Annotated in this window: 22 protein-coding genes; 13 read left to right on the top strand and 9 right to left on the bottom strand. The window is 69.9% G+C overall.

The window, feature by feature from the left end:
- Window positions 1-31 precede the first annotated feature (31 nt).
- Window positions 32-1,216 (top strand): amino acid deaminase/aldolase, encoded by a 1,185-nt coding sequence (locus tag E1181_RS20425; RefSeq protein ID WP_235876909.1) that lies wholly within the window; start codon window positions 32-34, stop codon window positions 1,214-1,216.
- Here the strand turns inward: E1181_RS20425 and E1181_RS20420 are convergent.
- Window positions 1,186-1,878, bottom strand: coding sequence for a TetR/AcrR family transcriptional regulator (locus E1181_RS20420; RefSeq protein WP_408010276.1), 693 nt, complete (start codon window positions 1,876-1,878; stop codon window positions 1,186-1,188). The genes E1181_RS20425 and E1181_RS20420 overlap by 31 nt on opposite strands.
- A gap of 364 nt (window positions 1,879-2,242) precedes the next feature.
- On the opposite strand from E1181_RS20420, the gene E1181_RS20415 reads away from it, so the two are divergent.
- Window positions 2,243-5,641, top strand: a complete 3,399-nt coding sequence (locus E1181_RS20415) for an L-tyrosine/L-tryptophan isonitrile synthase family protein (protein WP_235876908.1) — start codon at window positions 2,243-2,245, stop codon at window positions 5,639-5,641.
- 598 nt (window positions 5,642-6,239) lie between these two features.
- On the opposite strand, the gene E1181_RS20410 is transcribed toward E1181_RS20415, so the two are convergent.
- Both E1181_RS20410 and E1181_RS20405 read right to left on the bottom strand, forming a co-directional pair.
- Window positions 6,240-6,578, bottom strand: coding sequence for a hypothetical protein (locus E1181_RS20410; RefSeq protein WP_132677162.1), 339 nt, complete (start codon window positions 6,576-6,578; stop codon window positions 6,240-6,242).
- A gap of 13 nt (window positions 6,579-6,591) precedes the next feature.
- The gene (locus tag E1181_RS20405) at window positions 6,592-6,846 is read right to left on the bottom strand and encodes a hypothetical protein (RefSeq protein WP_132677160.1); all 255 of its coding nucleotides are present in this window, start codon (window positions 6,844-6,846) and stop codon (window positions 6,592-6,594) included.
- Window positions 6,847-7,070: 224 nt separating this feature from the next.
- Here E1181_RS20405 and E1181_RS20400 point away from each other — a divergent pair, with 224 nt between their 5' ends.
- The 4 genes from E1181_RS20400 (at window position 7,071) to E1181_RS20385 (ending at window position 12,512) form a co-directional block, all read left to right on the top strand.
- Window positions 7,071-8,441, top strand: coding sequence for a helix-turn-helix domain-containing protein (locus E1181_RS20400; protein WP_132677158.1), 1,371 nt, complete (start codon window positions 7,071-7,073; stop codon window positions 8,439-8,441).
- A 48-nt stretch (window positions 8,442-8,489) separates the two neighbouring features.
- A complete protein-coding gene (locus tag E1181_RS20395; RefSeq protein ID WP_328590901.1) occupies window positions 8,490-9,404 on the top strand; it encodes a phosphotransferase family protein in 915 nt (304 codons plus the stop codon).
- A gap of 181 nt (window positions 9,405-9,585) precedes the next feature.
- Entirely contained in the window at window positions 9,586-9,894 is a 309-nt protein-coding gene (locus E1181_RS20390) for a hypothetical protein (protein WP_132677156.1), read from the top strand.
- A 200-nt stretch (window positions 9,895-10,094) separates the two neighbouring features.
- Window positions 10,095-12,512: an L-tyrosine/L-tryptophan isonitrile synthase family protein gene (locus E1181_RS20385; protein WP_132677154.1), complete on the top strand. Its 2,418-nt coding sequence runs from the start codon at window positions 10,095-10,097 to the stop codon at window positions 12,510-12,512.
- A gap of 142 nt (window positions 12,513-12,654) precedes the next feature.
- Here E1181_RS20385 and E1181_RS20380 read toward each other — a convergent pair whose 3' ends face one another.
- From E1181_RS20380 to E1181_RS20370, 3 genes are read right to left on the bottom strand one after another with little or no spacing between them, the layout of a single operon-like run.
- Entirely contained in the window at window positions 12,655-13,197 is a 543-nt protein-coding gene (locus E1181_RS20380; RefSeq protein ID WP_132677152.1) for a copper resistance CopC family protein, read from the bottom strand.
- Window positions 13,194-13,925, bottom strand: a complete 732-nt coding sequence (locus tag E1181_RS20375; RefSeq protein ID WP_132677150.1) for a YcnI family copper-binding membrane protein — start codon at window positions 13,923-13,925, stop codon at window positions 13,194-13,196. Before E1181_RS20375 ends, E1181_RS20380 begins: the two co-directional genes overlap by 4 nt.
- A gap of 54 nt (window positions 13,926-13,979) precedes the next feature.
- The gene (locus E1181_RS20370) at window positions 13,980-14,456 is read right to left on the bottom strand and encodes a hypothetical protein (protein ID WP_132677148.1); all 477 of its coding nucleotides are present in this window, start codon (window positions 14,454-14,456) and stop codon (window positions 13,980-13,982) included.
- A 459-nt stretch (window positions 14,457-14,915) separates the two neighbouring features.
- Here E1181_RS20370 and E1181_RS20365 point away from each other — a divergent pair, with 459 nt between their 5' ends.
- From E1181_RS20365 to E1181_RS20345, 5 genes are read left to right on the top strand one after another with little or no spacing between them, the layout of a single operon-like run.
- Window positions 14,916-16,520, top strand: coding sequence for a BCCT family transporter (locus tag E1181_RS20365; protein WP_132677146.1), 1,605 nt, complete (start codon window positions 14,916-14,918; stop codon window positions 16,518-16,520).
- 4 nt (window positions 16,521-16,524) lie between these two features.
- A complete protein-coding gene (locus E1181_RS20360) occupies window positions 16,525-17,172 on the top strand; it encodes an ABC transporter permease (protein ID WP_132677145.1) in 648 nt (215 codons plus the stop codon).
- Window positions 17,165-18,376: an ABC transporter ATP-binding protein gene (locus tag E1181_RS20355; RefSeq protein ID WP_132677143.1), complete on the top strand. Its 1,212-nt coding sequence runs from the start codon at window positions 17,165-17,167 to the stop codon at window positions 18,374-18,376. Before E1181_RS20360 ends, E1181_RS20355 begins: the two co-directional genes overlap by 8 nt.
- Window positions 18,373-19,140, top strand: a complete 768-nt coding sequence (locus E1181_RS20350) for an ABC transporter permease (protein ID WP_132677141.1) — start codon at window positions 18,373-18,375, stop codon at window positions 19,138-19,140. The genes E1181_RS20355 and E1181_RS20350 overlap by 4 nt, the downstream gene beginning before the upstream one ends.
- The gene (locus E1181_RS20345; protein ID WP_235876906.1) at window positions 19,137-20,135 is read left to right on the top strand and encodes a glycine betaine ABC transporter substrate-binding protein; all 999 of its coding nucleotides are present in this window, start codon (window positions 19,137-19,139) and stop codon (window positions 20,133-20,135) included. Before E1181_RS20350 ends, E1181_RS20345 begins: the two co-directional genes overlap by 4 nt.
- 55 nt (window positions 20,136-20,190) lie before the next feature.
- Here E1181_RS20345 and E1181_RS32225 read toward each other — a convergent pair whose 3' ends face one another.
- The gene (locus E1181_RS32225; protein ID WP_235876905.1) at window positions 20,191-20,931 is read right to left on the bottom strand and encodes a DUF6474 family protein; all 741 of its coding nucleotides are present in this window, start codon (window positions 20,929-20,931) and stop codon (window positions 20,191-20,193) included.
- Window positions 20,932-21,106: 175 nt separating this feature from the next.
- Between E1181_RS32225 and E1181_RS20335 the strand changes: the two genes are divergently transcribed.
- Window positions 21,107-22,741: a TM0106 family RecB-like putative nuclease gene (locus E1181_RS20335; RefSeq protein ID WP_132677139.1), complete on the top strand. Its 1,635-nt coding sequence runs from the start codon at window positions 21,107-21,109 to the stop codon at window positions 22,739-22,741.
- A gap of 28 nt (window positions 22,742-22,769) precedes the next feature.
- On the opposite strand, the gene E1181_RS20330 is transcribed toward E1181_RS20335, so the two are convergent.
- Window positions 22,770-23,528: an SDR family NAD(P)-dependent oxidoreductase gene (locus tag E1181_RS20330; protein ID WP_132677137.1), complete on the bottom strand. Its 759-nt coding sequence runs from the start codon at window positions 23,526-23,528 to the stop codon at window positions 22,770-22,772.
- 76 nt (window positions 23,529-23,604) lie between these two features.
- Window positions 23,605-24,558 carry an aldo/keto reductase gene (locus tag E1181_RS20325; protein WP_132677135.1) on the bottom strand — a complete coding sequence of 318 codons (954 nt, stop codon included), beginning with the start codon at window positions 24,556-24,558 and terminating at the stop codon, window positions 23,605-23,607.
- A gap of 160 nt (window positions 24,559-24,718) precedes the next feature.
- Between E1181_RS20325 and E1181_RS20320 the strand changes: the two genes are divergently transcribed.
- Entirely contained in the window at window positions 24,719-26,026 is a 1,308-nt protein-coding gene (locus tag E1181_RS20320) for a UDP-glucose dehydrogenase family protein (protein WP_132677211.1), read from the top strand.
- Window positions 26,027-26,055 lie beyond the last annotated feature (29 nt).

The raw sequence follows: 26,055 nt of genomic DNA, 5'->3' as shown, positions 1-26,055 counted from the left end.
TAACAAGGCCCATCGGCATACGGTTGGCGGCGTGCGCCGGATCGACGAGATCACCAGCGAAATCGAGGCCCCGTTCGTAGCGGTGGACTTGGCAGCCTTCGACCACAACGCCCAGGACATGGTGCGCCGCGCGGCAGGCGTGCCGATCCGGATCGCCACGAAATCCGTCCGGTGCCGGGAACTCATCGCCCGCGCGCTGCGGATCGACGGTTACTCGGGCCTGATGTGCTACTCCCTGGCCGAAGCCCTGTGGCTGCACGGCGAAGGCCTCAGCGACGACATCCTGGTCGCCTACCCGACCGCGGACCGCTCCGCGCTGAGGGAGCTCGCCGCGAACCCGTCCGCCGCGGCGGCGATCAGCGTCATGGTCGACTCGACCGATCACCTGGACCTCATCGACGCCGCGGTCGGGAGCGACCGGCCGGACATCCGGCTGTGCGTCGAGGTCGACGCCTCGTGGCGGCCGGTGCCCGGGGTGCACATCGGCACTCGCCGATCTCCGCTGCACACCCCGGCGCAGGTGCGGCGGTTCGCCGAAGCCGCCCAGCGGCGCGCGGGATTCCAGCTGGTCGGGCTGATGGCCTACGAGGGCCAGATCGCAGGGCTCGGTGACGCCCCTCCCGGCAGGCCGCTGCGCGGGGCGCTGCTGCGCGGCATCCAGCGCCGCTCCGCCGCCGAGCTGGCGCAGCGGCGCGCGGCGGTGGTGCGCGAGGTCCGCGAGGTCGCGGATCTGGAGTTCGTCAACGGCGGCGGCACCGGCAGCCTGGAGCGGACCGCGGTGGAGGACGGGATCATCACCGAGGTCGCGGCGGGTTCCGGGCTGATCGGCCCGACCTTGTTCGACGCCTACCGCGCCTTCCAGCCGCGGCCGGCCGTGCTCTACGCCCTGCCCGTCGTGCACCGACCGGCAGGGCGCATCGCGACGTTGTTCGGCGGCGGCTACATCGCTTCGGGACCGCCCGGGGCGGACCGCGTCCCGGCACCGCACTGGCCGAACGGTTTGGATCTTCTCGGGCCTGAGGGTGCCGGTGAGGTGCAGACACCGGTGACCGGTGCGCCGGCGCGCGGCCTGCGCATCGGGGACCGGGTCTGGTTCCGGCACGCGAAGGCGGGGGAGCTCGCGGAGCGGTTCAACCGGTACCACCTGATCGACGGCGGGGTCTGGGCCGTCGAGGAGGTGCCGACTTATCGGGGGGAGGGCAGGTCGTTCGGGTAACTCGGCATGATCGTCCGCTCGACCACGGTCGAGCTCATCCGCTCTCCTTGTGTGATCCGGTTGGACAGGTATCCGCGGACGAGGTCCTTGGCCTCGGCCAGCATGGCCTGGTCGCCGTGGGGATCGCGCCGGAACGCCAGGTGCAGCACGGCGTCCGCGGCTTCGACGGCCACGGTCAGCGGCAGGGCGAGGTCGGCCGGGTCGAGCTGGAACTCCTCGGCGATCAGCCCGGTCAGCTTCTCCGCGATGACCGCGTTGTTGTCCTTGCTCGGGTCGAGCAGCCGCAGGTCGACCACGTCCCCGAAGTGCAAGCGGCTGAACCCCAGGACCTCGCGGTGCATGGTCAGGTAGGTGTCGAAGACCGCGTCCACGGCATCCCACCAGTGCGCGAGCTCCAGCTGCTCGAAGCGGCTGGACACCGTCCGCACGAAGCGGTCCAGGTTGCGCAGCGTCAGCTCCTGCACGACGGCGCGCTTGTCCGGGAAGAACTGGTACAGCGATCCGACCGCGACGCCCGCCCGTTCCGCGATGAGGGTGGTTGTTAATCCGTCGTAGCCCACCTCGTCGATGAGGCCGGCCGTGGCGGCGAGCATCTTCTCCACTCGTTGGGCACTCCGCTGCTGCACGGGCTTGCGCCGCAGCGGTGCTATTTCTGCAGGCAATGCGACTCCCTGTGTTTTTGGAGTTGTGCCGACCAGTCTGCTGGTGGGCCGACATCCGTGCGTATCGGACATGCCGCCGACGCCGTGAGGCGAAAGGGTGAATTCGTTAGGCGTCACTTGACCTAGGCCAAGTGTTACATCCCATGCGGGTGAAAACCCCATTCGGCCTGGTGATCCGTGAGCGTTACAGGAAACCGGTATGCATTGAGTCATGTTGTCAACGCGGAGGGTCGCTATCTAGTGTGACGAGAGTCGTCATTCTCCGTGACAGAAAGGTCATTGTGGGTTACTGCACGGCTGCCCCACGTCTGCTCGCCGCACCCGGGGTCCCCCGCCGGAGTGCCGAGACCGTCCGCTCAGCCCCGTGACGGCCCGGGAAGCGGTGACGGCTCGACAGGCCGAGACGGACCTGCCGTTGCTGGAGGACTCCGCGCAGGACGACTGGCCGGTGGACGGTATTCCCGCCCCGGGACCTTGGCGCCTGCTCACCGTCGCCGAGGCGAACGACCTGCTCACCGCCGGGGGCTACGGGCTCTGGGTCGAGCAGGCCCCCGACGGCGATCTGCTGCTGGCCGGTGTCGGCACCGGGATCCCGCTGGGCGCGGAGGCGACCTGGGCCGATCTGTACCGCGCGCTGGTCCGATTACGGCGGACCAGGAGGGTTTTCGACGCGGCCTGGCTGAACCGGCTCACCGGCTCGCTGAGCCCGGAGCGCAGCGCACCACCGCGGGTCACCGAGGTTCCGGCCGAGCGCGTCGACCTGGTCTGCGGCACCGACCGCGAACTGGCGCACCGGGTGCTCGCCTCGCTGCGCGGTCCCGGGGCCGGGCCGAAGGTGCCGTTCCCCGAAGCCGGGGTGACCGTCGGCCGACGGGAGCGCGCCGTGCGCGTGCAGGCCATCGACTCCCGCGACCAGGCGTTGCGCGCGCTGCGCGGCTGGGAGCGGTTCGCCTCGGTCGTCGCCGGCGACCCGGAACTGCGGATGCACTGCGCGACCCAGCCGGTGCCGGGCGCGGTGGTCGACACCGGCACCGGGACGACCGCGCTGCTGCGGGTCATCGACCCGGCCCCCGCGCACCCCGGGCACCCGGGCGGCACGATCGCCGCCGACCTCGACGCGCTGCTGCACCCGGACTCCGACGGCACCCCGAAGCTGCTGCGCGTCGTGCTGGACAACCGGTTCGCGCGCCGCGAGGACGAGCTCGACCACTTCCTGGAGCACTTCGTGCGGCCGCTGCTGCGGGTGTTCCGGCTGGCGCTGGACACCCACGGCCTCGGCCTCTTCGCGCTGGACGAGACGGGTTTCGCCGTCGAGCTCTCGCCGGAGCTGCAGGCCACCGGCCGGATCGTGGTCACCGACCACGAGCGGATCACCGCGGAGCCGAGCCGCGCGGAGGTCACCACCGGGGTCCGGGCGCTGGTCAGCACGCTGGAACGGCTGGGCGAGGGCTTCGCCTCGCTGCGCGCCGGTGACCGCGGCCGCGAAGTGCGCGACGCGGTGCGGCGGGTCATCGGCGAGGAGCTGCGCTACCTCGCGCCGCACACCGCCGAGCTGCTCTCCGGTGAGCAGCCGCTGCAGAGCTACGCGCACACCGTGCCGGAGAGCCAGGACAGCGTGCTCAAGTCGGTGCTCGACCGCGTCCAGCAGGGCACCCGCGAGCGCCGGTGGAACCCGGACGCCCCGCGTCCCGCCGTGGTCATCGACGTCGACCTGTGCGGGCTGATCCCGCTGCAGCGGATCACCGACGCGGCCCGCGCCATCTCCGGTCCCCGTCCGGGAGCGCCCGGCGGCATCCTCGAACTGGCCGGTCCGGCCACGCTTCCGGTTCTGCCGACGCACCTGCCCGGCAGCTGGGAGAACTTCGTGCGCTCCTCGGGGCTCGGTGAGCGCTACCCGGCGGTGGACTGGGACGGGCTGCGCGGTGATTTCCTGCGCGCCTTCCAATCCCGGCCGCGCGAGCGGCTGCGCACCGACAGCGTCAACGCCGGTCTCGCCCGCTTCGTCTGGGACGTCCAGGACGCCGGGGGCCAGGTGGTGTTCTGCACCGCCCGCAAGGAGCGGTTCCGCGGGATCACCGCCGAGCTGCTGGCCGACGCCGGTGTGCCGGACGCGACGCTGCTGGTCGTGCCGAGCGACGTCTCCCGGCCGATCGCCGAGGTCAAGGCGGAGCGGATCCGCGCCCTCGGCGGGCTGGACGTCGTCGCGGTCTTCGACGACGAGGGGGAGAACAGGACGGCGGTGCGCGCGGAGTTCGGCGACGCGCTGCCGGTCGCCGTCGAGATCCCGGGCCTGGCCGCGCAGCGGCGGCCGGACGCCCCGGCCGCCGACGACGCCGCGGTGATCGGCACCTTCGAGACGCGCCCCAGCGCTCCGGGCGGGCCGAAGCTGTCCAACACGCATTCCCTGGAGGAGCTGCAGATCGGCGCGATGCGCCGGAACCGGCTGGCCGGCCGCTGGGCGGTGCACCTCACCGAGGGCGAGACGCAGTCCATCGTGGACTCGATCGTCGCCGACACCGACCGGGCCGCGCAGCGCACCGGCCGTGGCGCGATCGCGAAGTTCGGCCTGGACGAGCACCCGGGCGACGTCGAGCGGGTCCTCGCCGCGCTGCACCACGTGCTGACCCGCAAGCAGTTCATCAAGGGTTCGCGCGCCAACTACCGGCTCGCCGACCTCAAGCGGGACGCCGAAACCCCGGTGCGCGCGGGGGAGCCGATCGACGTGGTGCTGCTGGGGTTCCCGGTCAAGCAGTGCCTGAACCGGCTCAAGGCGTCCGGTCCGCTGCCGGACCTGGCGGAGCTGGGCGCGATGGCGCGGCTGCGGGAGATGCAGCGCGCGGTCGCGGCCGTGCACCCGCCGGGGCTGCACTTCAACATCCTCACCGACGGCAGGCACTTCCGGAGCAGGCCGGCCGCGATCGCCGACGCCTACCAGCGGAAGCTGCGCGAGTACGTGGATCTCGTCGGCATCGGGGACCGGACGACGGTGGCCGACATCGACGAGGTCGCCGAGCAGCGGCTCGGTCCGGGCCTGCCCGCCGAGCGCGCCCGCCGGATCGCGAACTACCGGAAGCTCCTCAGCGATCGGCTGCGCGACTTCGACATCACCGACAACCCGCTGCGCACCCTGGAAGCGGTGCACGACTGGGCGATGGCGGAGGCGGAGTTCGCGCCGCACGTGATCGGGCTGTTCCGGGAAATCCTGATGTCGCTGGTGTACTCGGTTCCGGTGACGGTCCCGGCGGGCACCGATCGGCTGGAGTGGTCGGCCGCCCTGTACGCCGACATCTACAACGTCAGCGATCCCAGCGCTTCCGCCGAGGTCCGGCAGGGACGACGCGCGGTGCTGCGCCGCGCGTGGCACACGGTCATCCGGTACATGGCGACGATGCAGGTCGACGAGGAGTTCGGCTACGAGCGGATGTTCCCGAACCGGGTGCGGTTGACGCTCAGCGCGGTCCGGCAGGGATGCCTCGGCTTCACCTACCTCGGCGGTTCGGGCCTGCTGCCCTGGCAGGGCACCGGAGTGCTGGACCCGCGCGGCCACGTGGCGATCGACTTCGCCATCTCGCTGCTGGACCAGGGTTTCGTCCCGGTCTACTCACCGCTCCTGGGCCCGCGCCAACCCTGGGCCATGGTCCCCGCAGACCGCACCCAGCTGATCGAACCCCCGAACGTCCCCACACCACGCGGAGTTTCACCCAGAGAGGGACTACGCCTGGAACCGGACTTCGCCGAACGGGCAAGACTTCGCCGGAAGTAGAAGAACGAACGAGCGGACGTCAGGCAACCGGCGAAGCCGGTTTCTCAGTACCCCACCTAAGGCACTTGCGCCGCCGCGGGTTCTGAGCGGTGCTGTGGCGAGCACGCCTCGACGCCGTGTATTGGGCATACATAAGTCGTGGCGTGCGGAGTCCACAGCGCCGCTCAGGTTCCGCTTCTGGCACCGCCGAGCAGAACGACCACGGAGTCGTGTCCGTGAGCAGAACCCCAAGACCTCGCCGAACACCAGAACACGACCGGCACCGGGAGACGACCGACCCGAAACCCGAAATAAGGAAAGGCCCTGGGCGCGAGTCGGGGAGATCGCGTCCAGGGCCTTTTCCAGCTCCGGGCCGTCCGGGGAAACGGTGATCCGGAGTGGTTGGAGTCCGCGGACCGGTACCGGTCGGGGGGAGGGGAGTGCGTCAGCACCGGCCCGCGGAAGTCTTGTGTTGTCACAGCGGTGGAGCTTGGTGGCGGCCGACTCGCGTTGGCCGGGGTCGGGGATTCGCGACTAAGCGCTCATCGGCCGCCACCTGGCGGTTGCTCGGTCCCGGGTCGGGGAGGAGGTGCTGCTGTCCGGGTCCGAGTCCGCCGGCTTACGGCACCGGCGTGGCCGGCTGCAAAGCGTGCGCCGGTCGCTGGTGCCGTGCGGGACGGGGTGCGAGGGCTCCTGCGATCAGGTGTTCGTAGGCCGATTCCCACACCGAGCACGGTGCTTTCGTTGGGCGTCGACGTCCGGAGCACTCTGGGCAGTTGCCCTTCTCGTCGGCTTCGTGCGCGGTGAGCAGCGCCCGCCATCCCGCGGTCAGCCGCGGGAGTTCGGAGCGCGCCACGGAGAGCAGGGAGGAGGCGTCCGCGCGGTCGGCGAGCTCGGAAAGAACATCGAGCCGCTCACGCACCGCGCTGCGCAACACCTGCCCCAGGATCTCGTCCATGAGACGTCCACCGTCACTTTCTCGCCTGCGTTGCGGCATCCCGCAACGCCATCGACAACTGAGCCGCACCACGGCTTTCGAGTTCCGCGGCGTGGCCGGGCGGTCCGACGAGCACCACCTTGTCCCTGTTGACGAGCACGGCCAGGTTCCGATGCGCGTTCGCGACATCGCGGCAGTCGACGTGCCACCAGCGACGGCGGTCGGCGGGTTCCGGAACGTGCGGGGTTCCGTCACCCTCCTGCCGCGAGTTCGTCGCTCGAATGTCCATCGTCTGTGCCCCAGATCCCGTCTGTGCTCGCTGCTTGCTGATGACTACATTGATGCCTGGCGGTCGCTTCGCCTAGAGGACAGGCGACGACCGGACCGAAGGCCGCGACGAGCGGTAAGCGGACTTCACCGCAACCGATCACCTCTACCGATACGGGCTTCACCGAGTTGCCGCAGTGCGCTTACTCTGCGAGCAACGCCCGTTTGAGAGCGTCAGGGGGTCAAATGAACATCATCGGATCTGGCGGCTCGCCCGTTACTCCCGACGTCTGGAACGAGCGGGAGATGCGGGATGCGCTGGCCCGGCGAGACGTCAGCGAGGTCTACCGGCAACTGCGCCGGCACGGGGTCTCGCAGCGGCAGATCGCCGCCTCGACGGGCCAATCCCAGTCCGAGGTGTCCGAGATCCTCAAGGGTCGGCAGGTCATGGCGTATGACGTGCTGGCCCGAATAGCCGACGGGCTCGGCATCCCGCGGGGCTACATGGGCCTCGCCTACGACGGGGCGACCGCGATGCGGGTCGCGAAAGCGACGAACGCCCTGGAAGCTGAGGAGGACGAATCGGTGAAGCGTCGGAAGTTCCTGTCCCACGCAGCCGCGGTGACCATGGGCGCCGCGGTGTTCGGCACCGAAGACAGCGCTTGGGCGCCCGCCAACGCCCAGACTCCGGCTCCGGCGCGCATCGGCATGACCGATGTGCAGCAGATCCAGGCCGCCACCAAGGCCCTGCGTGACCTCGACTACCGATACGGCGGCGGCACCTGCCGCGACGCCGTGGTCGCCCAGCTTTCGTGGGCCCAGCAGCTGCTGGACTCCACCTCCAGCGATCCCGTCCGCAAGCAGCTGTTCGTGGCGCTGGCGGACATGCACAGCCTGGCCGGCTGGACCTCGTTCGACGTGGGCCTGCTGGACCCGGCGCGCAGCCACTTCGGCCGCGCCCTGGAGTTCGCCAAGCGCGCCGACGACGACAGCCTCGTGGCCAGCGTGCTGTACCGGATGGGCCGGGTCTACCTGCACTACCAGGAGCCCAACGAGGCGCTGAAGCTGTTCCAGCTGGGCCAGATCGCGGCCCAGGAATCGGGTTCTTCGCTGACCGTCGCGGTGTTGTGCGCGAATGAGGCGTGGGCCTACGGGATGCTCAACAAGCCCGACCAGGTGCAGAAGATGGTGGGCCGCACCAAGGACGAGTTCGCCCGCGCCAACGTGGACGACGCTCCGGACTGGGTCCGCTTCTTCACCGAGAACGACTTGCACGGCATGATCGGCTCCGCGCACGACGCGCTGGCGGTGTTCGATCCCAAGAAGCACGCCTCGATCGCGGTCGCCGAGACCATCAAGTGCAACGAGGCCTATGGCGCGGACATGCAGCGAACCCACGTTTTCGGGTTGAGCCTGCAGGCAACCAACCACTTCCGGGCCGGCGACGTTCAGGAGGGCCTGAAGGTCGGGCGTCGTGCGCTGCAGTTCGGTGAGCGCGTGAAGTCCGCCCGGGTCGCCGACCGGCTCAAACCACTGGAGCTGGAAGCGGGCAAGAACCGGGCCAACTCGGATTCCCGTGACCTCTTCGAGGAAGTCCGGCGGTTCCGCCAGGCGTGAGGTCGCCCCGATTCCGGGTGACCGGCCGGCGACGTCGGTGTTGAGAACATGAGCATGAAGACATACCAGGTTCAACAGGGTCGAAGCGTCCCCCCGGAACTGGAACTGGCGCTGACCGAGATCTGCGAGACTGTCGGCCTGAACCCGCGTGGCGCTCGGCTGATCAGGTGCATCAACAACGGGGTTTTCCTGCTGAGGGACGAACCCGTGATCGTTCGCGTCGTGCTGTCCTCGTCGTTCGCCCACCGGGCGCGCACCGCCGTCGAGGCCGCGCACTGGCTCGCGATGCACGGGGTGCCCGCGGTGCGGTTGCTCCCGGGTGTGGAGCAACCGGTCAACTCGGGTGCGCACTGCGGGACGCTGTGGCAGTTCGTGCCCGAGGAGGGCCGGGTGCCGGGCAGCGCCGATCTGGGGAATCTGCTGCGCCAGATGCACTCCCAGCCGCTCGCCGAGGAGACGTTCAAGCCCTGGAAGCCGATGGCCGACATCCGGCGTCGGCTGAACGACGCGGTGGACATCGACCCGGAGGACCACGCGTTCCTCCACCAGCGGTGCGATTACCTGGAGGAGCAGCTCGACGGGCTGGAGTTCCCGCTGCCGCGCGCGATCATCCACGCGGACGCCCACCTGGGCAACGTGATCGGTGGTCCGGACGGCCCGCTGCTGTGCGATCTGGACTCGCTGTGCATCGGGCAGCCCGAGTGGGACCTGACGCCGATCGCGGTGGGGAGCCTGCGGATGGGCTATCCCGCCGAGTGGCACCGCGAGCTGGCCGACGCCTACGGCTTCGACATCACGTCGTGGGAGGGCTTCCCGGTGCTGCGCGAGCTGCGCGAACTCAAGATCACCACCGGGGTGCTGCCGATCCTGCGCACCAATCCGGGCGTGCGCGAGCAGCTGAGCTGGCGGCTGCGCACGATCCGGGAAGGCGATCTGGACACCCAGTGGGCGCCGTACAGCTGACGTCTCGTGTGGACGGAAGCATCCGCTGACGCTTCCGGTCCAACCTTGATGCGTCCGATAGGGCGATCCTGGTCGGTTTGCGGTGCCTTTCTGGTCGGTTTTGGTTACAGGATTCGACCTGAAGGGGTAAACCATACGAGCGAACTGGTGCATCGAGTGGTGCTAAGCGGATGGGCTGTCGATGAGGATCGCAGAGTTCTCGCCGGGTGAGCAGGCCCCGCGATCGCGCCGGGACCGGGCGCTCGCCAGCGCGCGGCTGCTGAACGAGATCGTGGACGACCACCTCGAGTCGATGCGACAGCTGCCGCCGGAACTCCGCGAGCCCTACGCCGAACACCTCGCCGAACTGGTGCTGGTGGCCCAGGCGTACCGGCACTACGCGGCGGGCTGGATCTCGCGTCGGGAGCTCCACCGCCGCGCCCGCGCCGCGCTCCGGAGGATGGACGAGCCGAACGGGCTCGCTCCGGTGCAGTTCGTCGACGGTGAATGACCGCTCGCAGACTTGCGCGTCTTCGTCCTCCGGACCGCTTCGCGGACCCGTTGGAGAACCGAATCTTCCCGCGGTGACCTGCGGGTTCGCCGATCGGTAGTCGTCGGTTTCGGTCGAACCGAACTTTCGCGCCTCCTCGCGCAGCCGCCATCCGCACACGTGGAAGGCCTGATGAGCGCTGCAATCGTTAAGGAGACGCGGTGTACGCAACCGGCACGCTGCCGGAACGCGCGCTGGAGGACCTCGCGCGCGACTCCCTTCTCGCGAAGTACTGCCTGGTCGGAACCGCACCTCGGGGAACGATCCCGCTGGCGGAGCCGTGGGACCTCGCCGAGGACGAGCTGATCGAGCGCGTCGTCCGGCCCGTGGTGATCACGGTCCGGGGACTGCTGGCGGCCGGGAAGGTCCCGGTGGGCGAGCTCGGCGTGCACCTGCCGAGCGGCCGGGTGGTGGTGCCCCGCCTGGAGCCCGCCGACCCGGACCGCGTGGCCGAGACGATCACCGCGCTGCACAGCAGGTTGACCGCGATCAGCCCGGGCGTGGCCGGGGTCCTCGCCCGCGAGCTGCGGTTCTGCTCGGCGGGGCTGCTGTCCGTGCTCGCGGGCGAACACCCGTGGAACCCTCATCTGCACCACGTCCCCTCCGCCCAGCACGAGCTTCTCCAGCAGGTGTTGAGGCTGGTCAAGGACCGCTCGACCGCACATCGCAGGGATCCCGCGGCGCCGCGCCCGCTGGTCGCCCTCGATCTGGACTTCTGCGCCTTCCACCCGCGGGAGCGGGTGCGAGCGGCGCTGGCGGCGATCGGCGTGACCGGTCGGCTGCCGGTGCTGCCCGGCCTGTACGAGCCGGGGTGGCGGCTGTTCCGCGACGCGGCCGGGTTGCCGGAGGACGCGGAGCACGCGGAGTTCCGGCGGGCGATCTCCTGGGACCGGGAAGCCCTGCTGACCGACGAGCTCGCGCCCGGCGTCCGGCAGTTCGCCGGCGACGTCGAGCAGGCCGGCGGCCGGGTGGTGCTGGTGACCGGGCGCCGGCACCGGATGCGGGCGGCCACCGAGGAGGCGCTGGCCCGGCACGGTCTCGGCCACCTCGACCTGCGCACCAGCGACGAGGGCGCGGACGTCGGCGAGCAGAAGGTCGCCGCGCTGCGCGGCATGACCGGCTGGGAACCGGTGGCCGCCTTCGACGACAAGGCCGCCAACCTCGACGCGCTCAGATCGGCGTTCCCGCAGGCCGTGGTGGTGCCGGTCGCGGCACCGGGGTTCACCGGGGTCGACGAGCCGGACGCCATCGCGACATTCGAGACGCTGCCGCAGCCGACGCCGCTGGGCCGGGGCCACCTGGCGAGACCGGGGTTGTCGCACGCCACCTCGATCGCCCAGCTCCGGCTAGGGGAGATGCGCACCCGGCCGACGCTGTGGCGGCAGGGCGTCCAGCTCTCCGAGGACGAGCAGGCGGAGATCGTGCGGGAGCTGTGCCGGAAGGCGGAGGAGACCGGTGCCCGGCTCGGTGACCGGGTGGCGGCCATCGAGTTGGGGACGACGCGGGCGATCTGGCAGGTCATGCAGGCGAAGCTGTTCGGCGCGTCCCGCACGGCCTACCCGTGGGAGCAGGCCGATCACGATCTCTCGCGCGCGGTCGCCGAGGGCGAACCGGCCGAGCTGGTGCTGCTGGGGCCGCCGACGAAGCAGGACGGGTCGCGGTTGAAGGCGCTCGGCGGCTTGCCGGATCTGGCCGAGGTGGCGATGCTCGCCCGTCTGTTGCAGCTCGACACCGCGGTCAGACGGGTGCACCCACCGGGGATCCGGGTGACCGCGCTGGCCGATCCGAGCCACTTCCGGGTGCGCGACGTCAGCCGGTACTGCGGCTACCAGCGGGAGTTCCGGCGGATGCTGGAGCTGACCGGCGCGGACCGGGTGGTGTCGGTGCGCAACATCGACGAGGCGGCGGCGGAGTTCGGATGCGGCGACGCCGCCGCGCGCGCCGAGCTGCTGGCCCACCACCGCGACCGCTACGAGTCGGCCGTGGCCGGGCTGGACGTGCGGGTCGATCCGCGCGGTGCGCTGGCCGAGGTCGATGAGCGCGATCCGGGCTGCGCCGGTCAGCCCCGGTTCGCGGAGATGTTCCGCTCGATCGTGCACGCGGTCGACGTTCCGGACGCCGGCGACGAGCCGGTGGAGTTCTCCCGCCGGGTCTACGCCGACCCGTTCGACCTGGACGATCCGGAGCTGGGCGGGACCCGCCGCGAGCTGCTGGCCCTGGCCTGGGACGAGACGATCACGTACCTGGCCAACAAGCACGTGGACGCCGAGCTCGACTACGCCGCGATGTGGCGGCACGACCGGGTCCGGATGAGCTTGTCGCTGCGGCCGGAGCAGGGCCGGTTCCGCTTCGTGCCGCTGGGCGGGTCGGCGGTGATGCCGTGGCAGGGGACCGCGGCGCTGGGCAGGGGGAACGAGGTGTCGACGGACTTCGCGATCTCGCTGATCGACCAGTCCTACCTCCCGGTCTGGGGGCCGGAGGGCGGGCCGCAGCCGTGGTTCATGGTTCCGCCGAACCTGGTGCGCGAGGGGTCTCTGGACTCCGGGGTCGCGGGGGCGATCCAGCTCCGCACGAAGTGATCGAGGAATTCGCGCGGGAATCGGAACGCGGAATTCCACAAGAATCGTGATCGGAACACCCGTTGAGAACGGGATCCGGATTTGTGCGGAAAGAGGAGCGGGAGGGCGCCCGGACGCGGAGTCCGGACACCCTCCCGGGGATTCACTTCTTCGGCGCGCCCAGGCGCAGGGCCAGGACCAGCCCGGCGATCACGACCACGACCGCACCGGCGATCCACGGCCAGATCGGCATCCCACCGGAGTCGGATTCCGCCTGGTCAGCGGGCTGACCGGAGTCCTGACCGCCCTGCGGACCGGGGGCCGGGGTGCCCTTTCCGGGGGCGGTCAGGGTGAAGCTGACCTTGCCCGGAACCGGGTGCCCGTCGCTGGAGAGGATCCGGTAACCCACGGTGTAGGTGCCGGCCGGTCCGAGCTCGCGGACCGGGGCGACGACCGAGTTGCCCTCGACCCGGGCCGGTCCGTCCGTCCAGAACGAGCCGTCCGGGCCCACCACGTTGACGGTGTTGTAGGACTCGCCCGCGCGGACCGGCTGGTCGAAGGTCAACCGGACCTCGCGCGGGCCCGCGGACAGCTGCGCGCCCTCGGCCGGATCGCTGCCGACCAGCACGTTGTGCGCGAGCGCCGGAGCGGCACCGCCGATGAGCGCGACCAGCGCGAACGCGCCGACGGTCAGCAACCGCCTCATGACGCGTCCCCACCGGAACGACGTCCGCGCAGCAGGGCACCGCCGCCGACGCCGAGGCCCAGCGCACCGACGAGAAGTCCGGCACCGCCGAGGTAGCGGGCCGTGTCGTCCGCCGATCCGTGCTGGTCGGCTTCCTGTCCGCCCGATCCGGCCGGCGTTCCGCCGTGGCTGTGGCCGCCGCCTTCCGCCGCGACCAGCTTCAGCACCGGCGCCGGGTGCTCCGGCTCCTCACCGCTCGGGGGAGTCGGCTGGTTCCAGTCCACGACCTTGCCGTTGTCGTAGGTCTGGGTGGTGGGCAGCATCAGCTCGTCGGCGTTCTCCGGCAGCGCTCCCAGCGTGGCCTCGAACTCGTTGAACTCGTTCGGACCGATCCGGGTGCCCGGCTGCGCGGTCCAGGTGATGCTGCGGACCGCCTCGGTGACCTGCGCACCGTCCACCATCACCGGCGGGATCTGCGCCTTCTCCACCTGCGCGGTCCAGCCGGGGATCGGCTTGGTGCGCACCGAGCTCAGCGGGTGCTGCTCGGGGAGCATGACCTTGACCTGGACGGTCCCGGCCACCGGGTCCTCGTTGGGAACCCGGAACGCGATTTTGGCGTAGCCGCCCTTTTCGGCCTCTTCAGGCTGTGCGCTCACGTGCGCGTAGGCGGGGGCGGTGCCCATTGCGAGGGCGATGCCGCCCGCGGTGATCCAACTCGCGGACCGCGCCAGGAATCGATTTGTCGACATGTTCTCTTGGAATCTCCCGTGCTCGTCGGATAATCGCGCGCGTGTATGCGCGATTCATCGGAATAGCAATGATCGAACGGCGATATACACCGGATCGTTGCTTTCTGCGGGAGATTTCGGGGGTCCACGACGTCCGTGAATCCGCTGGTAGATCAGTTGAGCGAGGGTCCGCGGAACCGGCGCGGGCACGCAGACCGCGGGCGGTGGCGTCACAACCGGTAACGGCGTCGTCTTCCTGGGGAAGATGGCTTGCAACAACCGGGTGACTACGAACAGTACCTGTTCGGCATGGGCCATCACCAGCGCCGTCAGCAGCGTGACGATCACGTGGCCGAGGGTCATCAGCCACGGCGAGACCGGGATCGGGGACGGGCCGTGGAGGTGCCCGGAACCGTGGTGACCGAGGGCGGTCAGCTCGAGAAAGAAGTGAAGTGCCAGTTGACTGACCGCGAGTGCCCCTAGAATGCCCCACGACCCGCGCTTGCGATCAGCGAGTGCCACCCCGGCACCGGTCAGCAGAACGGTGATCACGACGGTCGTTCCCAGGCCTGGGAGCGACCCGCCCGCGGCCGCGTGAGCGGCTACGGACAGTGACGCCGCTGTGCAGGCCAAACCGGCACCGCGCAGGACGCGCAGAGCGCCCTGCGTAGGTGTCAGACCAGCCTTCACGGTTGGTCAGTCTAGGTGTCGGTTCGGCCACGCTGACCGCAGGTGAGCTTGCCTTGTTAACCCGATTGGGTCACGGTTTATAGGTTGCCGACGATTTGGAGCCACCAACTGCCCGAATAAGCGGTTCGATTGGTTCCGAAAACGTCGTAACCGACGACGGAGAGGAGGGGGCGTCGCCGAAAGTCGGCGCCGATACCTGTGTCGACCGAAACTGAACAAAGTGGGGGACCCGCCAAGGGTGGTCAATCCTCCGAACCAGATGCCGAGTTCCTCGGCAAACCCAGAACGGACTGGGTCGTCTTCAGTGTCACTGCGCTCATCATGTTCGCGGTGGTCGCGTGGGGCGCTTTGGCGACCGATTCGCTCAGCAACGCCTCTTCGACGGCGTTGACCTGGCTGATCAAGAACACCGGTTGGGGCTTCGTGCTCGCGGCCACGGGGTTCGTTGTCTTCGCCCTGTTCCTGGCCTTCAGCAAGTACGGCAGGATCCCGCTGGGCGGTGACGGCGAAGGACCCGAGTTCCGCACGGTGTCCTGGATCGCCATGATGTTCAGCGCCGGTATGGGCATCGGCCTGATGTTCTACGGCGTGAGCGAGCCGCTGAGCCACTTCGTCTCCCCGCCGCCGGGCACCGTCCCGGGCGAGAGCGAAGAGGCCATCAACACGGCCATGTCGACCTCGCTGTTCCACTGGACCCTGCACCCGTGGGCGATCTACGCGGTGGCGGGTCTGGCGATCGCCTACAGCAGCTTCCGCCGCGGTCGCAAGCAGACCATCTCGGGTGTCTTCACGCCGCTGATCGGCAAGAAGGCCGCCGAGGGCCCGCTGGGCAAGGTCATCGACATCCTGGCGCTGTTCGCGACGCTGTTCGGCTCCGCGGCCTCGCTGGGTCTGGGTGCGCTGCAGATCAAGGCCGGTATGCAGGCGGCCAACTGGCCGATCGGTGAGGCCGGCACCAACGTGCTGGTCGCCATCATCGCCGTGCTGACGCTCTGCTTCATCCTCTCCGCGGTCTCGGGCGTGGAGAAGGGCATCCAGTGGCTGTCCAACATCAACATGGTGCTGGCCGCCATCCTGGCGCTGTTCGTCTTCATCCTCGGCCCGACCGTGTTCATCCTGGACCTGCTGCCCACCGCGGTCGGTTCCTACATGAGCGAGTTCGGGCAGATGGCATCGCGCGCCGGTGCCACCGGTGGCGCGGAGATGCAGGACTGGCTGAGCAGCTGGACCGTCTTCTACTGGGCCTGGTGGATCTCCTGGACGCCCTTCGTGGGCATGTTCATCGCCCGGATCAGCCGGGGCCGCACGATCCGCCAGTTCATCGGTGGCGTGCTGCTGGTGCCCAGCGTCGTGAGCCTCGTGTGGTTCGCGATCTTCGGTGGTGCCTCGATCGACACCCAGAAGGGTGGCACCAACGTCTACGGAGACGGCAGCGCGGAGGCGCAGACCTTCGCGGTGCTCGACCACCTGCCGCTGGCGATGGTCACCGCCGTCCTGGTGATGGTCCTGGTCGCGATCTTCTTCGTCTCCGGTGCCGACGCCGCGTCCATCGTGATGGGCACGCTGTCGCAGCGGGGCGCGATCGAGCCGAGCAAGTGGGTCGTCATCTTCTGGGGTGCCGCCACCGGTGCGGTCGCCGCGGTGATGTTGGTGATCGGCCAGGACAAGGCGCTGGAAGGCATCCAGAACCTCACGTTCATCGGTGCCCTGCCGTTCGCGATCGTGATGATCTTCATGTGCGTGGCCATGCTCAAGGACCTGCGCTCCGACGACATCACCGTTCGCGACCAGAAGGGTGCGGAGGTGCTCGAGCAGGCCGTCATCGCCGGTACTGAAGAGCACGACGGCGAATTCCAGCTGGTCACGACTCCTGCGGAGTCCTCCGACGAGGAGTCCGAATCGGCGGAAGCCGGCAAGAAAGAGTAAACAATTGAATCTCCTGGACTACGTTGCATCCAGGTGGCAATCGTTGCTGGTGAACTCGTACCAGCACGTCAGCATGGTGGTTCAGTGCATCCTGCTGGCAACGATCATCGGTGTCCTGGTCGGGGTTGCGGTGTACCGCAGCCCCGCCGGGGCGGCGATCGCCACCGCTCTCTCCAGCGCGATCCTGACGATCCCGTCCTTCGCGCTCTTCGGCCTGCTGATCCCGGTGTTCGGCCTCGGCGTGGCCCCCTCGGTGGTGACGCTCGTTCTCTACGCGCTGCTGCCGATCGTTCGGAACACGATCGTCGGCCTGTCCAACGTCGACCAGCCGATCCTCGACGCGGCGCGCGGAATCGGCATGAACCGGTTCAGCGTTCTCACCCGCGTCGAACTCCGCCTCGCCTGGCCGGCGATCCTCGCCGGCATGCGGGTGAGCGCCCAGATGTTGATGGGCATCGCCGCCATCGCCGCCTACGCCAAGGGTCCCGGCCTCGGGAACCTGCTGTTCATGGGCCTGGGCCAGCTGGGCGGCGCGAACGCGCTGAACATGGCCCTCGCGGGCACTGTCGGGGTGATCGTCCTGGCGCTGGTGCTCGACGCCTTGTTCGTGCTGTTCGGGCGGTTGACGACTTCGAGAGGTATCCGTGGCTGACGACAAGAAGACCGCCGGGCACGGCGTGGAGATCAAGCTCGAAGAGGTCTCCAAGCGCTACCCGGGGCAGAAGCAGGCGGCCGTCGAGTCGGTGACCATGACGATCCCCGCGGGGGAGACGGTGGTGCTGGTCGGACCCTCGGGTTCTGGCAAGACGACCACCATGCGCATGATCAACCGCTTGATCGAACCGACCTCCGGCAAGATCACCATCGGTGGGCAGGACGTGCTCGGGCTGGACGCGGACAAGCTGCGTCGCGAGATCGGCTACTCGATCCAGCAGGCGGGCCTGTTCCCGCACATGACCGTCGGCGACAACGTCGGCATGGTCCCGGGCCTGGTCGGCTGGAACAAGAAGCGCACCTCCGAGCGCGTGGACGAGATGCTCGACCTGGTCAACCTCGACCCGGCCGAGTACCGGAACCGCTACCCGCGGCAGCTCTCCGGTGGACAGCAGCAGCGCGTCGGCGTCGCCCGCGCGCTCGCGGCCAACCCGCCGGTGCTGCTGATGGACGAGCCGTTCGGCGCGGTGGACCCGATCACCCGCGGTGTGCTGCAGGACGAACTGATGCGCCTGCAGGCAGACCTGGGTAAAACGATCGTGTTCGTCACGCACGACTTCGACGAGGCGGTCAAGCTCGGCGACCGGATCGCGGTGCTGGGCGAGCGCTCGAAGATCCTGCAGTACGACACCCCGGAAGCGATCCTGACCAACCCGGCCGACGACACCGTCGCCGGATTCGTCGGGGCGGGCGCGGCCCTCAAGCAGCTCACGCTGCGCCGCGTGCGCGAGATCGAGGTCGGCGAAGTTCCGACCGCGACGGTCGACGACGCACCTTCGGTGCTGCGCGAACGTCTGGGCACCCGCCGTGGCGCGATCGGCCTGGTGCTCGACAAGCGCAACCGCCCGCTGCGCTGGGCGACCGCTCGCGAGGCGGGCTCGGTCTCCGACCTGTCGCGGGCCGGCCGTCCGGTGGAGGACTCGGTGTCGCGGGCCTCGACCCTGCAGGACGCCCTCGAGGCGATCCTGACCGACGACGACGGTGTGGCCGTGGTCGTGGGCTCTCGCGGTGAGTACGTCGGCGTGGTCGACATCGACACCGTGATGAACACGATCAAGGCGCTGCGCGAGGAGAACGCCACCGACGACGCGGAGGAGACCGCGGGTTCGGACGCTGCCGGGTCTGGGGTTGACGCCTCATGAGCAGCACTTTCGCTTCCGACTCCGGGTCCGGGAGCGCCGAGCGGCTGCGGCTGCTGGCGCAGCCGGTGACCGTGGTGGTGCTGGTCGCGGCGGTGCTGGGCTGGGCGTTTACCAGGGACAACGACGAGGTGACGCTGCGAAGCCTCAACTCGACGACGATCCTGAGCCTGACCTGGACGCACTTCCTGATCAGCATCGCGGTGGCGCTGATCGTGGTGCTGGTCGCGGTGCCGCTGGGCGTGCTGCTCAGCCGCAGCTGGGCCCGCCGCATCGCCCCGCTGGTGATCGGCATCGCCAACATCGGCCAGGCGGCGCCCTCGATGGGTCTGCTGGTGCTGTTCTTCCTGTTCACCGGTGGTTCCACCGGGTTCTGGATCGCGACGCTGCCGATCGCCTTCTACGCGCTGCTGCCGGTCCTGCGCAACACCATCGTGGGTTTGCAGTCGGTGGACGCATCGCTGGTCGACGCGGGTCGCGGCATCGGCATGTCCGGTGCGAGCGTGCTGATGCGCATCGAGATGCCGCTGGCCGTGCCGTTCATCCTCGCCGGTCTGCGGACCGCGCTGGTGCTGGCGGTGGGAACCGCGACGCTGGCGCTCTTCGTCGGCGCGGGTGGCCTCGGTGAGCTCATCGACACCGGCTACAAGCTCAACGACTACACGGTCATGATCGTCGGCTCGGTGCTGGCGATGGCGCTGGCGCTGCTGGTCGACTGGCTCGGCGCGCTGGCCGAGACCTACCTGTCGCCGAGGGGGTTGCGATGAATCTCCGCAAGCGCAGTCGTGCGCTCAAGGCGGCCTCGCTGGCGATGGCCGGGTTGATGCTGTCGGGATGCGGGCTCAGCTCGGGTTCGTCGGTTCCGCTGGCGGTGGAGCCGGGCATCATCCAGCCCGTTCCGGAGCTGGAGGGCCAGACGATCACGGTGGGCTCGAAGAACTTCACCGAGCAGCTCATCATGGGCTACCTCGGCGAGTTCGCGCTGGCCGCGGCCGGTGCCAACGTGCGGGACCTGAGCTCCATCCAGGGCTCGACCACCGCGCGCAACGCGCTGACCAACGACCAGATCGACATCCTGTGGGACTACACGGGCACGTCCTGGGTCAACTACAACGGCAACACCGACCCGATCCCGGACGCCCGCGCCCAGTTCGAGGCCGTCAAGAAGCAGGACCTCGAGCGCAACGGGGTGGCCTGGGTCGCGGTCGACTACCAGGTGGACAACACCTACGCGTTCGCCGTGAACCAGGACGCCGCCCAGCGCCTGGGCGTGCAGAAGAACTCGGACATCCCGAAGATCATGGCCGAGCACCCGGAGGACGCCACGTTCTGCGTGGACACCGAGTTCGCCAGCCGCAACGACGGTCTGCCGGGCGTGGAGGAGACCTACGGGTTCAAGACCGACCCGAGCAAGGTCAAAGTCCTCACCGAGGGCGCGATCTACCAGGCCACCGCCCAGGGGACGTGCACGTTCGGCGAGGTGTTCACCACCGACGGCCGGATCAAGTCGCTGAACCTGAAGGTGCTGGCCGACGACAAGCAGTTCTTCCCCCGGTACAACATCGGGGTCACCCTCCGCGACGAGATGCTGAAGCGCTACCCGCAGCTGGCGCAGGTCTTCCAGCCGATCTCGGAGAAGTTGACCAACGAGGAACTGATGAAGCTCAACGCGCAGGTCGACGTCGAGGGCCGGGACCCGGCCGACGTGGCGCGTGACTGGATGGCCGAACAGGGCCTGGTGAAGATCCCCGGTCAGGGCTGATCCACGCTGCGAGTGGTGGGGCGTCTCCGCGACAGGAGGCGCCCCACCTCCGTCTTCACCCGGTGGGCACGCCGAAGCGGGTGAGCAGCTCGCTCTCGATGCGCGAGAGCTCCTGGTCGACCGCGCGGTGCGCGGACCTGCGGCGCGGCGAGGGCATCCGCTCGGCGGCGCGGACCGCGCTGGTCAGCTGCGCGAGGCGGGCTTCGGCCTGGTCGGCGTAGGTCCTGGCGTGGCCGCGCTCCTCACCCGTGGACTGCTCGCGCAGGTCGCGCAGGGCGACCGAGTCGCCGGCGATGCGGGCGTGCAGCGAGGCCCCGTGACCGGTGAACTTGCCGAGGTCGTCCACCGGGACCCCCAGCTTGCGGGCCCGGGAGCGGTCGTAGCTCTCGCGCACCGTGCTCACCGCGCGCAGCGCGAACGGCAGGAGCAGCGGACCGACGATCTTGGCGATCCCGACGATCTTCTTGGCGTTGCCCGGGGTGACCGTCCCGAACTCGCCCTTCTTGATCGCCTTCGCCGTCTGCTTGTCGGCCTTGAGCAGCGCCTTCGCCGCCTTCTTGCCGACCGGCGCGGACGTCAGCGGCGGGGGCGTCGCGGGATCGACCTGCTGCGCGGGAACGCTCTGCGCGGCGGCCTTCTTCTCGGCGGCCTCGCTGCGGGCCGCCGCCTTCCTGGCCGCCTTGTCGACCTGACGTCGTGCCTTGTTCTCGGCCTTGGTCTTCTTGACGGCGCACTTCCGGCACCCCCGCTGGGCACCCTGAGTGATCTTCCCGCGTCGCCTGGCGAGTTTCCTCACCGCGCACACCTCCCCGGATCCGCGAATTCCCAGCACCGCGATCACCATAAGTCCGGATGGACCAGCGCACGAAAGCAGAACGCGATCGGGTGTGCACCGGGAGTGGTCGTCGCAGGCGCGCGATGTCACCGGGGTGATGGGCGCGGCTGTCGGGGCCACCGCATACCCTTTACACGTGAAGGATGAGGTGCTGCTCGACGCAGGCGTGGTGACGCGTTGCCGTCGACGCGTGCACCTGGAGAACGACCCGGAGATGCGCGACGTCTCGACCGCGCCGCTGGACCTGGGCGTCGAGCAGCGCATCGCCGACGCCGCCGAGCACCGCCGCTCCGTCGCCGCCCAGCTGGGCGAGCTGCTGGGGGCGGACTGGACCGAGATCCCGCGCGGAGTGCCCTACGCCGACCGCGCGCGGCTCACCCTCGACGCGATGGCCGAGGGCGTCCCCCACATCTCCGGCGCGCAGCTGCCCGACGACGCCGAAGGCGGTCGCCGCGGTGCGATCGACCTGCTGGTGCGCAGCGGAAACGGCTACGTCCCGGTGCTGGTGGTCCGGCACAAGATCACCGACCCCGGCAGCGGAGCGAAGGTTTCGCCGATCGAGCGACCGGTGCCCGAGGCCGCGAAGGTGGACACGACCCGCAAGGTCCGGCCGCAGCCCCGCGACCAGCTCCGGCTGGTGCACGCGGTCCGGCTGCTGGAGGCGTGCGGGTACGACGCGGGAGACCGCACGGCCGGAGCGATCGGCGTCGAAGCCGACGTGGTCGTCTGGCACGACCTGCGCAGCCCCAACTGGCCCGGCGGCCGCACCGCGCTCGCCGAGTACGACGCGCGCTTCGGCGACCGGCTCGCGGTGGCCACCGCCGCCGCCCAGGGCGGCGAACCGCTGGCGCAGCCGTCCCGGATCACCGAGTGCCGCGGCTGCCCGTGGTGGCCGACCTGCGAGTCCCAGCTGCGAGACCGGCGCGACGTGAGCCTGGTGGTGCGCGGCGAGGACGCCACCGTGCTGCGCGAGCGGGGCATCGCCACGATCGACGAGCTGGCGGGCACGCCGCTGGAGAGCGCCGAGGACCTGCAGCTCACGGGCGTGCGCAACACCGACGCGATCCTGCTGGCCAAGGCGTGGCTGCGGGAGATGCCGCTGGTGCGGCGGGTCCGCGACCTCGACGTGCCGCGCGGCGACGTCGAGATCGACGTGGACATGGAGAGCTACGCCGACGCCGGCGCCTACATGTGGGGCTGCTGGCTGTCGGGCACCGACATCGGCGAGGAGCAGGGCTACCGGGCGTTCGTCACCTGGGAGCCGCTGCCGGACGACGACGAGGCCCGGTCGTTCGCGGAGTTCTGGAGCTGGTTCACCGGTGTGCGCCGCAAGGCGTTCGAGCGCGGTCTGAGCTTCCGCGCCTACTGCTACAACGAGCTGGCGGAGAACCGCTGGATGCTGGCCTCGGCCGAGCGCTTCGCGGGCAAGCCCGGTGTTCCGCCGGTCTCCGAGGTCAAGGAGTTCATCAACTCCGCCGAGTGGGTCGACCTGTTCGCGGTGGTCCGCGACCAGTTCCTGTGCCCGAACGGCAAGGGGCTCAAGGTGATCGCCCCCAGCGCCGGGTTCGGCTGGCGCGATCCGGAGGCCAGCGGCGAGAACTCGATGCGCTGGTACCGCGACGCGGTCGCGCTGGACGGCGGCGAGCGGGACCTGACGCAGCGCGAACGCCTCCTCACCTACAACGAGGACGACGTCCGCGCCACGTACACGATCAGGACCTGGATGACCTCCGACGCGGCGGATCAGATCCCCTACGCCGAAGACCTCTGACGCACCACCCGGGAACCGCTCACCGCGATCAGCGGGGTGCCATGCGGAGAGCTCCGTCCATGCGGATGACCTCGCCGTTGAGGTAGTCGTGCTCGACGATGTTCAGCGCCAGCTGCGCGTAGTCCCCCGGGGTGCCGAGGCGCTTCGGGAACGGCACGCCGTCGGCCAGGCCCTGCCGGAACTCCTCGCTGACGGTCGCCAGCATCGGGGTGTCCACGATGCCGGGGGCGATGGTCATGACCCGGATCCCGCTCGACGACAGGTCGCGCGCGGCGGGCAGGGTCAGGCTCGCGACGCCGCCCTTGGACGCGGCGTAGGCGGCCTGCCCGATCTGGCCGTCGTAGGCCGCCACCGATGCGGTGTTGATCACCACGCCGCGCTGCCCGTGCTGGTCGGCCTCGGTCTCGCCGATCGCGGCGGCGGCCAGCCGCATGACGTTGAAGCTGCCGAGAAGGTTGATCTCCAGGACCTTGCGGAACAGGTCGAGGTCGTGCACGCCCTTGCGACCGGCGATGCGGGCCGACGGGCCGATTCCCGCGCAGTTCACCACGATCCGCAGCGGGTTCTCGGAGCCCGCGGCCTGGTCGACGGCGGTCTGCACCTGGTCGGCGTCGGTGACGTCGGCCGCGGTGTAGGTGATGCCGTCGACGATCGGAGCCTTCTCGATCGCGCTCGGCAGGTCCAGCGCGAACACCTTCGCACCCCGCCCGGCCAGCGCCCGCGCAGTCGCGGCCCCGAGACCCGAGGCACCTCCGGTGACGATCGCTGCGGTGTCGGTGATCTGCATTCTGGATGTTCCTCCGTTTTTCGTGGTCACTCCGCCCGGCGAGCCGCTCCGGTGGTGGGAGCGGCTCAGCCTCCGGTCACGCCGGGCAGATGCTGTTCAGCGTCGCGAGGTCGTCGGGTCCCGGGACCCAGTTCGCGCTCTGCGCGTTGGCCTGGACCTGGTCGGGGGTGGTGGCTCCGGCGATGACCGAGGCGACCGGGTCCTGCGCGGCGAGCCAGCCGAGCGCCGCGGTGCTCATCGTGATGCCGCGCTGCTCGGCGAAGATCCGCAGCTTCTCGATCCGCTCCCACGGTGCGTCGGCCAGCAGCTGCGCGCGCCCGGCGAGCCTGCTGTCCGCGGGAGGGATCTGGTCTCGCCGGTACTTGCCGGTCAGCAGGCCGTTGGCCAGCGGGAAGTACGGCAGCAGGCCGAGTCCGAAGCGCTGCGCGGCGGGCACGACCTCGCGTTCCACCTCGCGCGAGAGCAGCGAGTAGTGGTGCTGGCTGGACACCGGCGCGGTCAGGCCCGCCGAGTTCGCCGTCCAGGACGCGTCGGCGACCTGCCAGCCGGGCAGGTTGCAGTGCCCGACGTAGCGGATCTTGCCCTCGCGGACCAGGTCGTCGAGCACCGAGAGGGTTTCCTCCAGCGGTGTCAGCGGGTCCGGCCGGTGCAGCTGGTACAGGTCGATCCAGTCGGTCCCCAGCCGTCGCAGCGAGGACTCCACCGCGCGGCGCACGTAGCGGCGGGAACCGCGGGCACCGAAGTCCGGACCGTTGGTGCCCTGCATGTCCATGCCGAACTTGGTGGCGATGACCGCCAGGTCGCGCCGCCCGGACAGGGACTGCCCGAGCAGCTCCTCGCTGCGCCCGCGAGGTGAGCCGTAGGCGTCGGCCACGTCGAAGAAGGTGATGCCGGCTTCCAGCGCCGCGTCGACGACGGCGCGGGCTCCGGCGAGGGTTTCGGTGGCGGTACCGGGTCTTCCGAGGTTGTTGCAGCCGAGACCGACCGCGCTCACCGCGAGACCCGATTCCCCCAGACGTCGCTGATCCACGCGCGCAGCCTAAACGGCAGGTTCCCAACTCGTCACCTGCGACATATAGCTCGTGAACTCTGAGCGAAGCGGGTTTTCCCAGCTCGAAGATGTGCCACGATCGATTTTCGAGGGGGCAGAGGCGACCGCCTGGTCGTACGAGGTGAAGGGGTTGGGGCCTGTGTTCGCCCGTCGAATCGTCGTTGTCGGCACCGGGTACGTCGGACTGACCACCGGTGCGTGTCTGGCTTCGCTCGGCCACCGGGTGGTGTGCAGCGATGTCAACGAGCAGAAGGTCGCCGAGCTGTCCCGCGGCGAGGTCCGCATCCACGAGCCCGGCCTGGCCGAGCTCGTGCAGGAGGGGATCGCCGCCGGGCGGCTGGAGTTCGTCGTCGGTTCCGCCGGCGCGGTCGCCGAGGCCGAGGTCGTGTTCCTGTGCGTGCCGACCCCGATGGGTTCCGGCGGCGCCGCCGACCTGGCCGTGGTGGAGGCCGTCGCCCGCGAGGTCCGCGACGTGCTGCCCACCGGGTGCGTGATGGTCACCAAGTCGACGGTCCCGGTGGGGACCTCGAAGCGGCTCGCCGAGCACCTGGGCCGCGAGGACGTCGCGGTGGTCAGCAACCCGGAGTTCCTGCGCGAGGGTTCGGCGGTGCACGACTTCCTCAACCCGGACCGCATCGTCGTCGGCTCCGACACCCAGGACGCCGCTGAGCGCGTCGCCGCCCTCTACGCCCGGCTGGGCGCGCCGACGGTGCTCACCGACGCGGCGAGCGCGGAGATGGTGAAGTACGCGGCGAACTGCTTCCTGGCCACCAAGCTCTCCTACGTCAACGCGATCGCGGAGCTGTGCGAGCAGCTGGGCGCCGACATCACCGACGTCACCGAGGGCATGGGCTACGACCGGCGGATCGGCCAGTCGTTCCTGCAGCCCGGACCGGGCTGGGGCGGTTCCTGCCTGCCCAAGGACACCGCGGCGCTGCTGCAGGTGGCCGAGGCGGTCGAGTTCGACTTCCCGCTGCTGCAGGCCACCATCTCGTCCAACTCGCACCAGCGGCAGCGGATGGTCGGCAAGGTCCGCGAGGCCTGCGGCGGTTCGCTGGACGGCGAGCGGATCGGGCTGCTGGGCCTGACGTTCAAGGCCGGCACCGACGACCTGCGCGACTCGCCCGCGCTGGAGGTCGCCCAGCTGCTGGGTGAGCAGGGAGCCGAGCTGATCGCCTACGACCCGGGTCTGCGCGGCGACGAACCGGAGCTGCCCGCCGGGCTGACGCTGGTCGACGACCCGTACCAGGCGGCGAAGGGAGCGTCGGCGCTGGTGCTGCTCACCGAGTGGCAGGAGTTCCGAGCCCTGGACTGGAACCTCATCGCCGAAGCCCTCAACGGCCTGGTCGTCGTCGACACCCGCAACCACCTCGACCCCGACGTCCTCCGCCGAGCCGGCCTCTCCTGGCGAGGAGTCGGCCGAACCCCGGTCGCCGCCCTCCCCTGAACCCGAACTCCGGCACCGAACCCGAACCC

The sequence above is a fragment of the Saccharopolyspora terrae genome (genome assembly GCF_004348435.1).
Classification (GTDB): domain Bacteria; phylum Actinomycetota; class Actinomycetes; order Mycobacteriales; family Pseudonocardiaceae; genus Saccharopolyspora; species Saccharopolyspora endophytica.
This window is presented reverse-complemented; position numbering and strand designations above follow the sequence as displayed.

What these genes read in the sequence shown, in the direction of transcription:
- E1181_RS20330 (WP_132677137.1), bottom strand. Translation starts at nt 23,528, where the DNA reads ATGCAGATCACCGACACCGCAGCGATCGTCACCGGAGGTGCCTCGGGT.
- E1181_RS20365 (WP_132677146.1), top strand. Translation starts at nt 14,916, where the DNA reads ATGTTCGCGGTGGTCGCGTGGGGCGCTTTGGCGACCGATTCGCTCAGC.
- E1181_RS20390 (WP_132677156.1), top strand. Translation starts at nt 9,586, where the DNA reads ATGAGGATCGCAGAGTTCTCGCCGGGTGAGCAGGCCCCGCGATCGCGC.
- E1181_RS20375 (WP_132677150.1), bottom strand. Translation starts at nt 13,925, where the DNA reads ATGTCGACAAATCGATTCCTGGCGCGGTCCGCGAGTTGGATCACCGCG.
- E1181_RS20345 (WP_235876906.1), top strand. Translation starts at nt 19,137, where the DNA reads ATGAATCTCCGCAAGCGCAGTCGTGCGCTCAAGGCGGCCTCGCTGGCG.
- E1181_RS20400 (WP_132677158.1), top strand. Translation starts at nt 7,071, where the DNA reads ATGAACATCATCGGATCTGGCGGCTCGCCCGTTACTCCCGACGTCTGG.
- E1181_RS20405 (WP_132677160.1), bottom strand. Translation starts at nt 6,846, where the DNA reads ATGGACATTCGAGCGACGAACTCGCGGCAGGAGGGTGACGGAACCCCG.
- E1181_RS20395 (WP_328590901.1), top strand. Translation starts at nt 8,490, where the DNA reads ATGAGCATGAAGACATACCAGGTTCAACAGGGTCGAAGCGTCCCCCCG.
- E1181_RS20380 (WP_132677152.1), bottom strand. Translation starts at nt 13,197, where the DNA reads ATGAGGCGGTTGCTGACCGTCGGCGCGTTCGCGCTGGTCGCGCTCATC.
- E1181_RS20350 (WP_132677141.1), top strand. Translation starts at nt 18,373, where the DNA reads ATGAGCAGCACTTTCGCTTCCGACTCCGGGTCCGGGAGCGCCGAGCGG.
- E1181_RS20410 (WP_132677162.1), bottom strand. Translation starts at nt 6,578, where the DNA reads ATGGACGAGATCCTGGGGCAGGTGTTGCGCAGCGCGGTGCGTGAGCGG.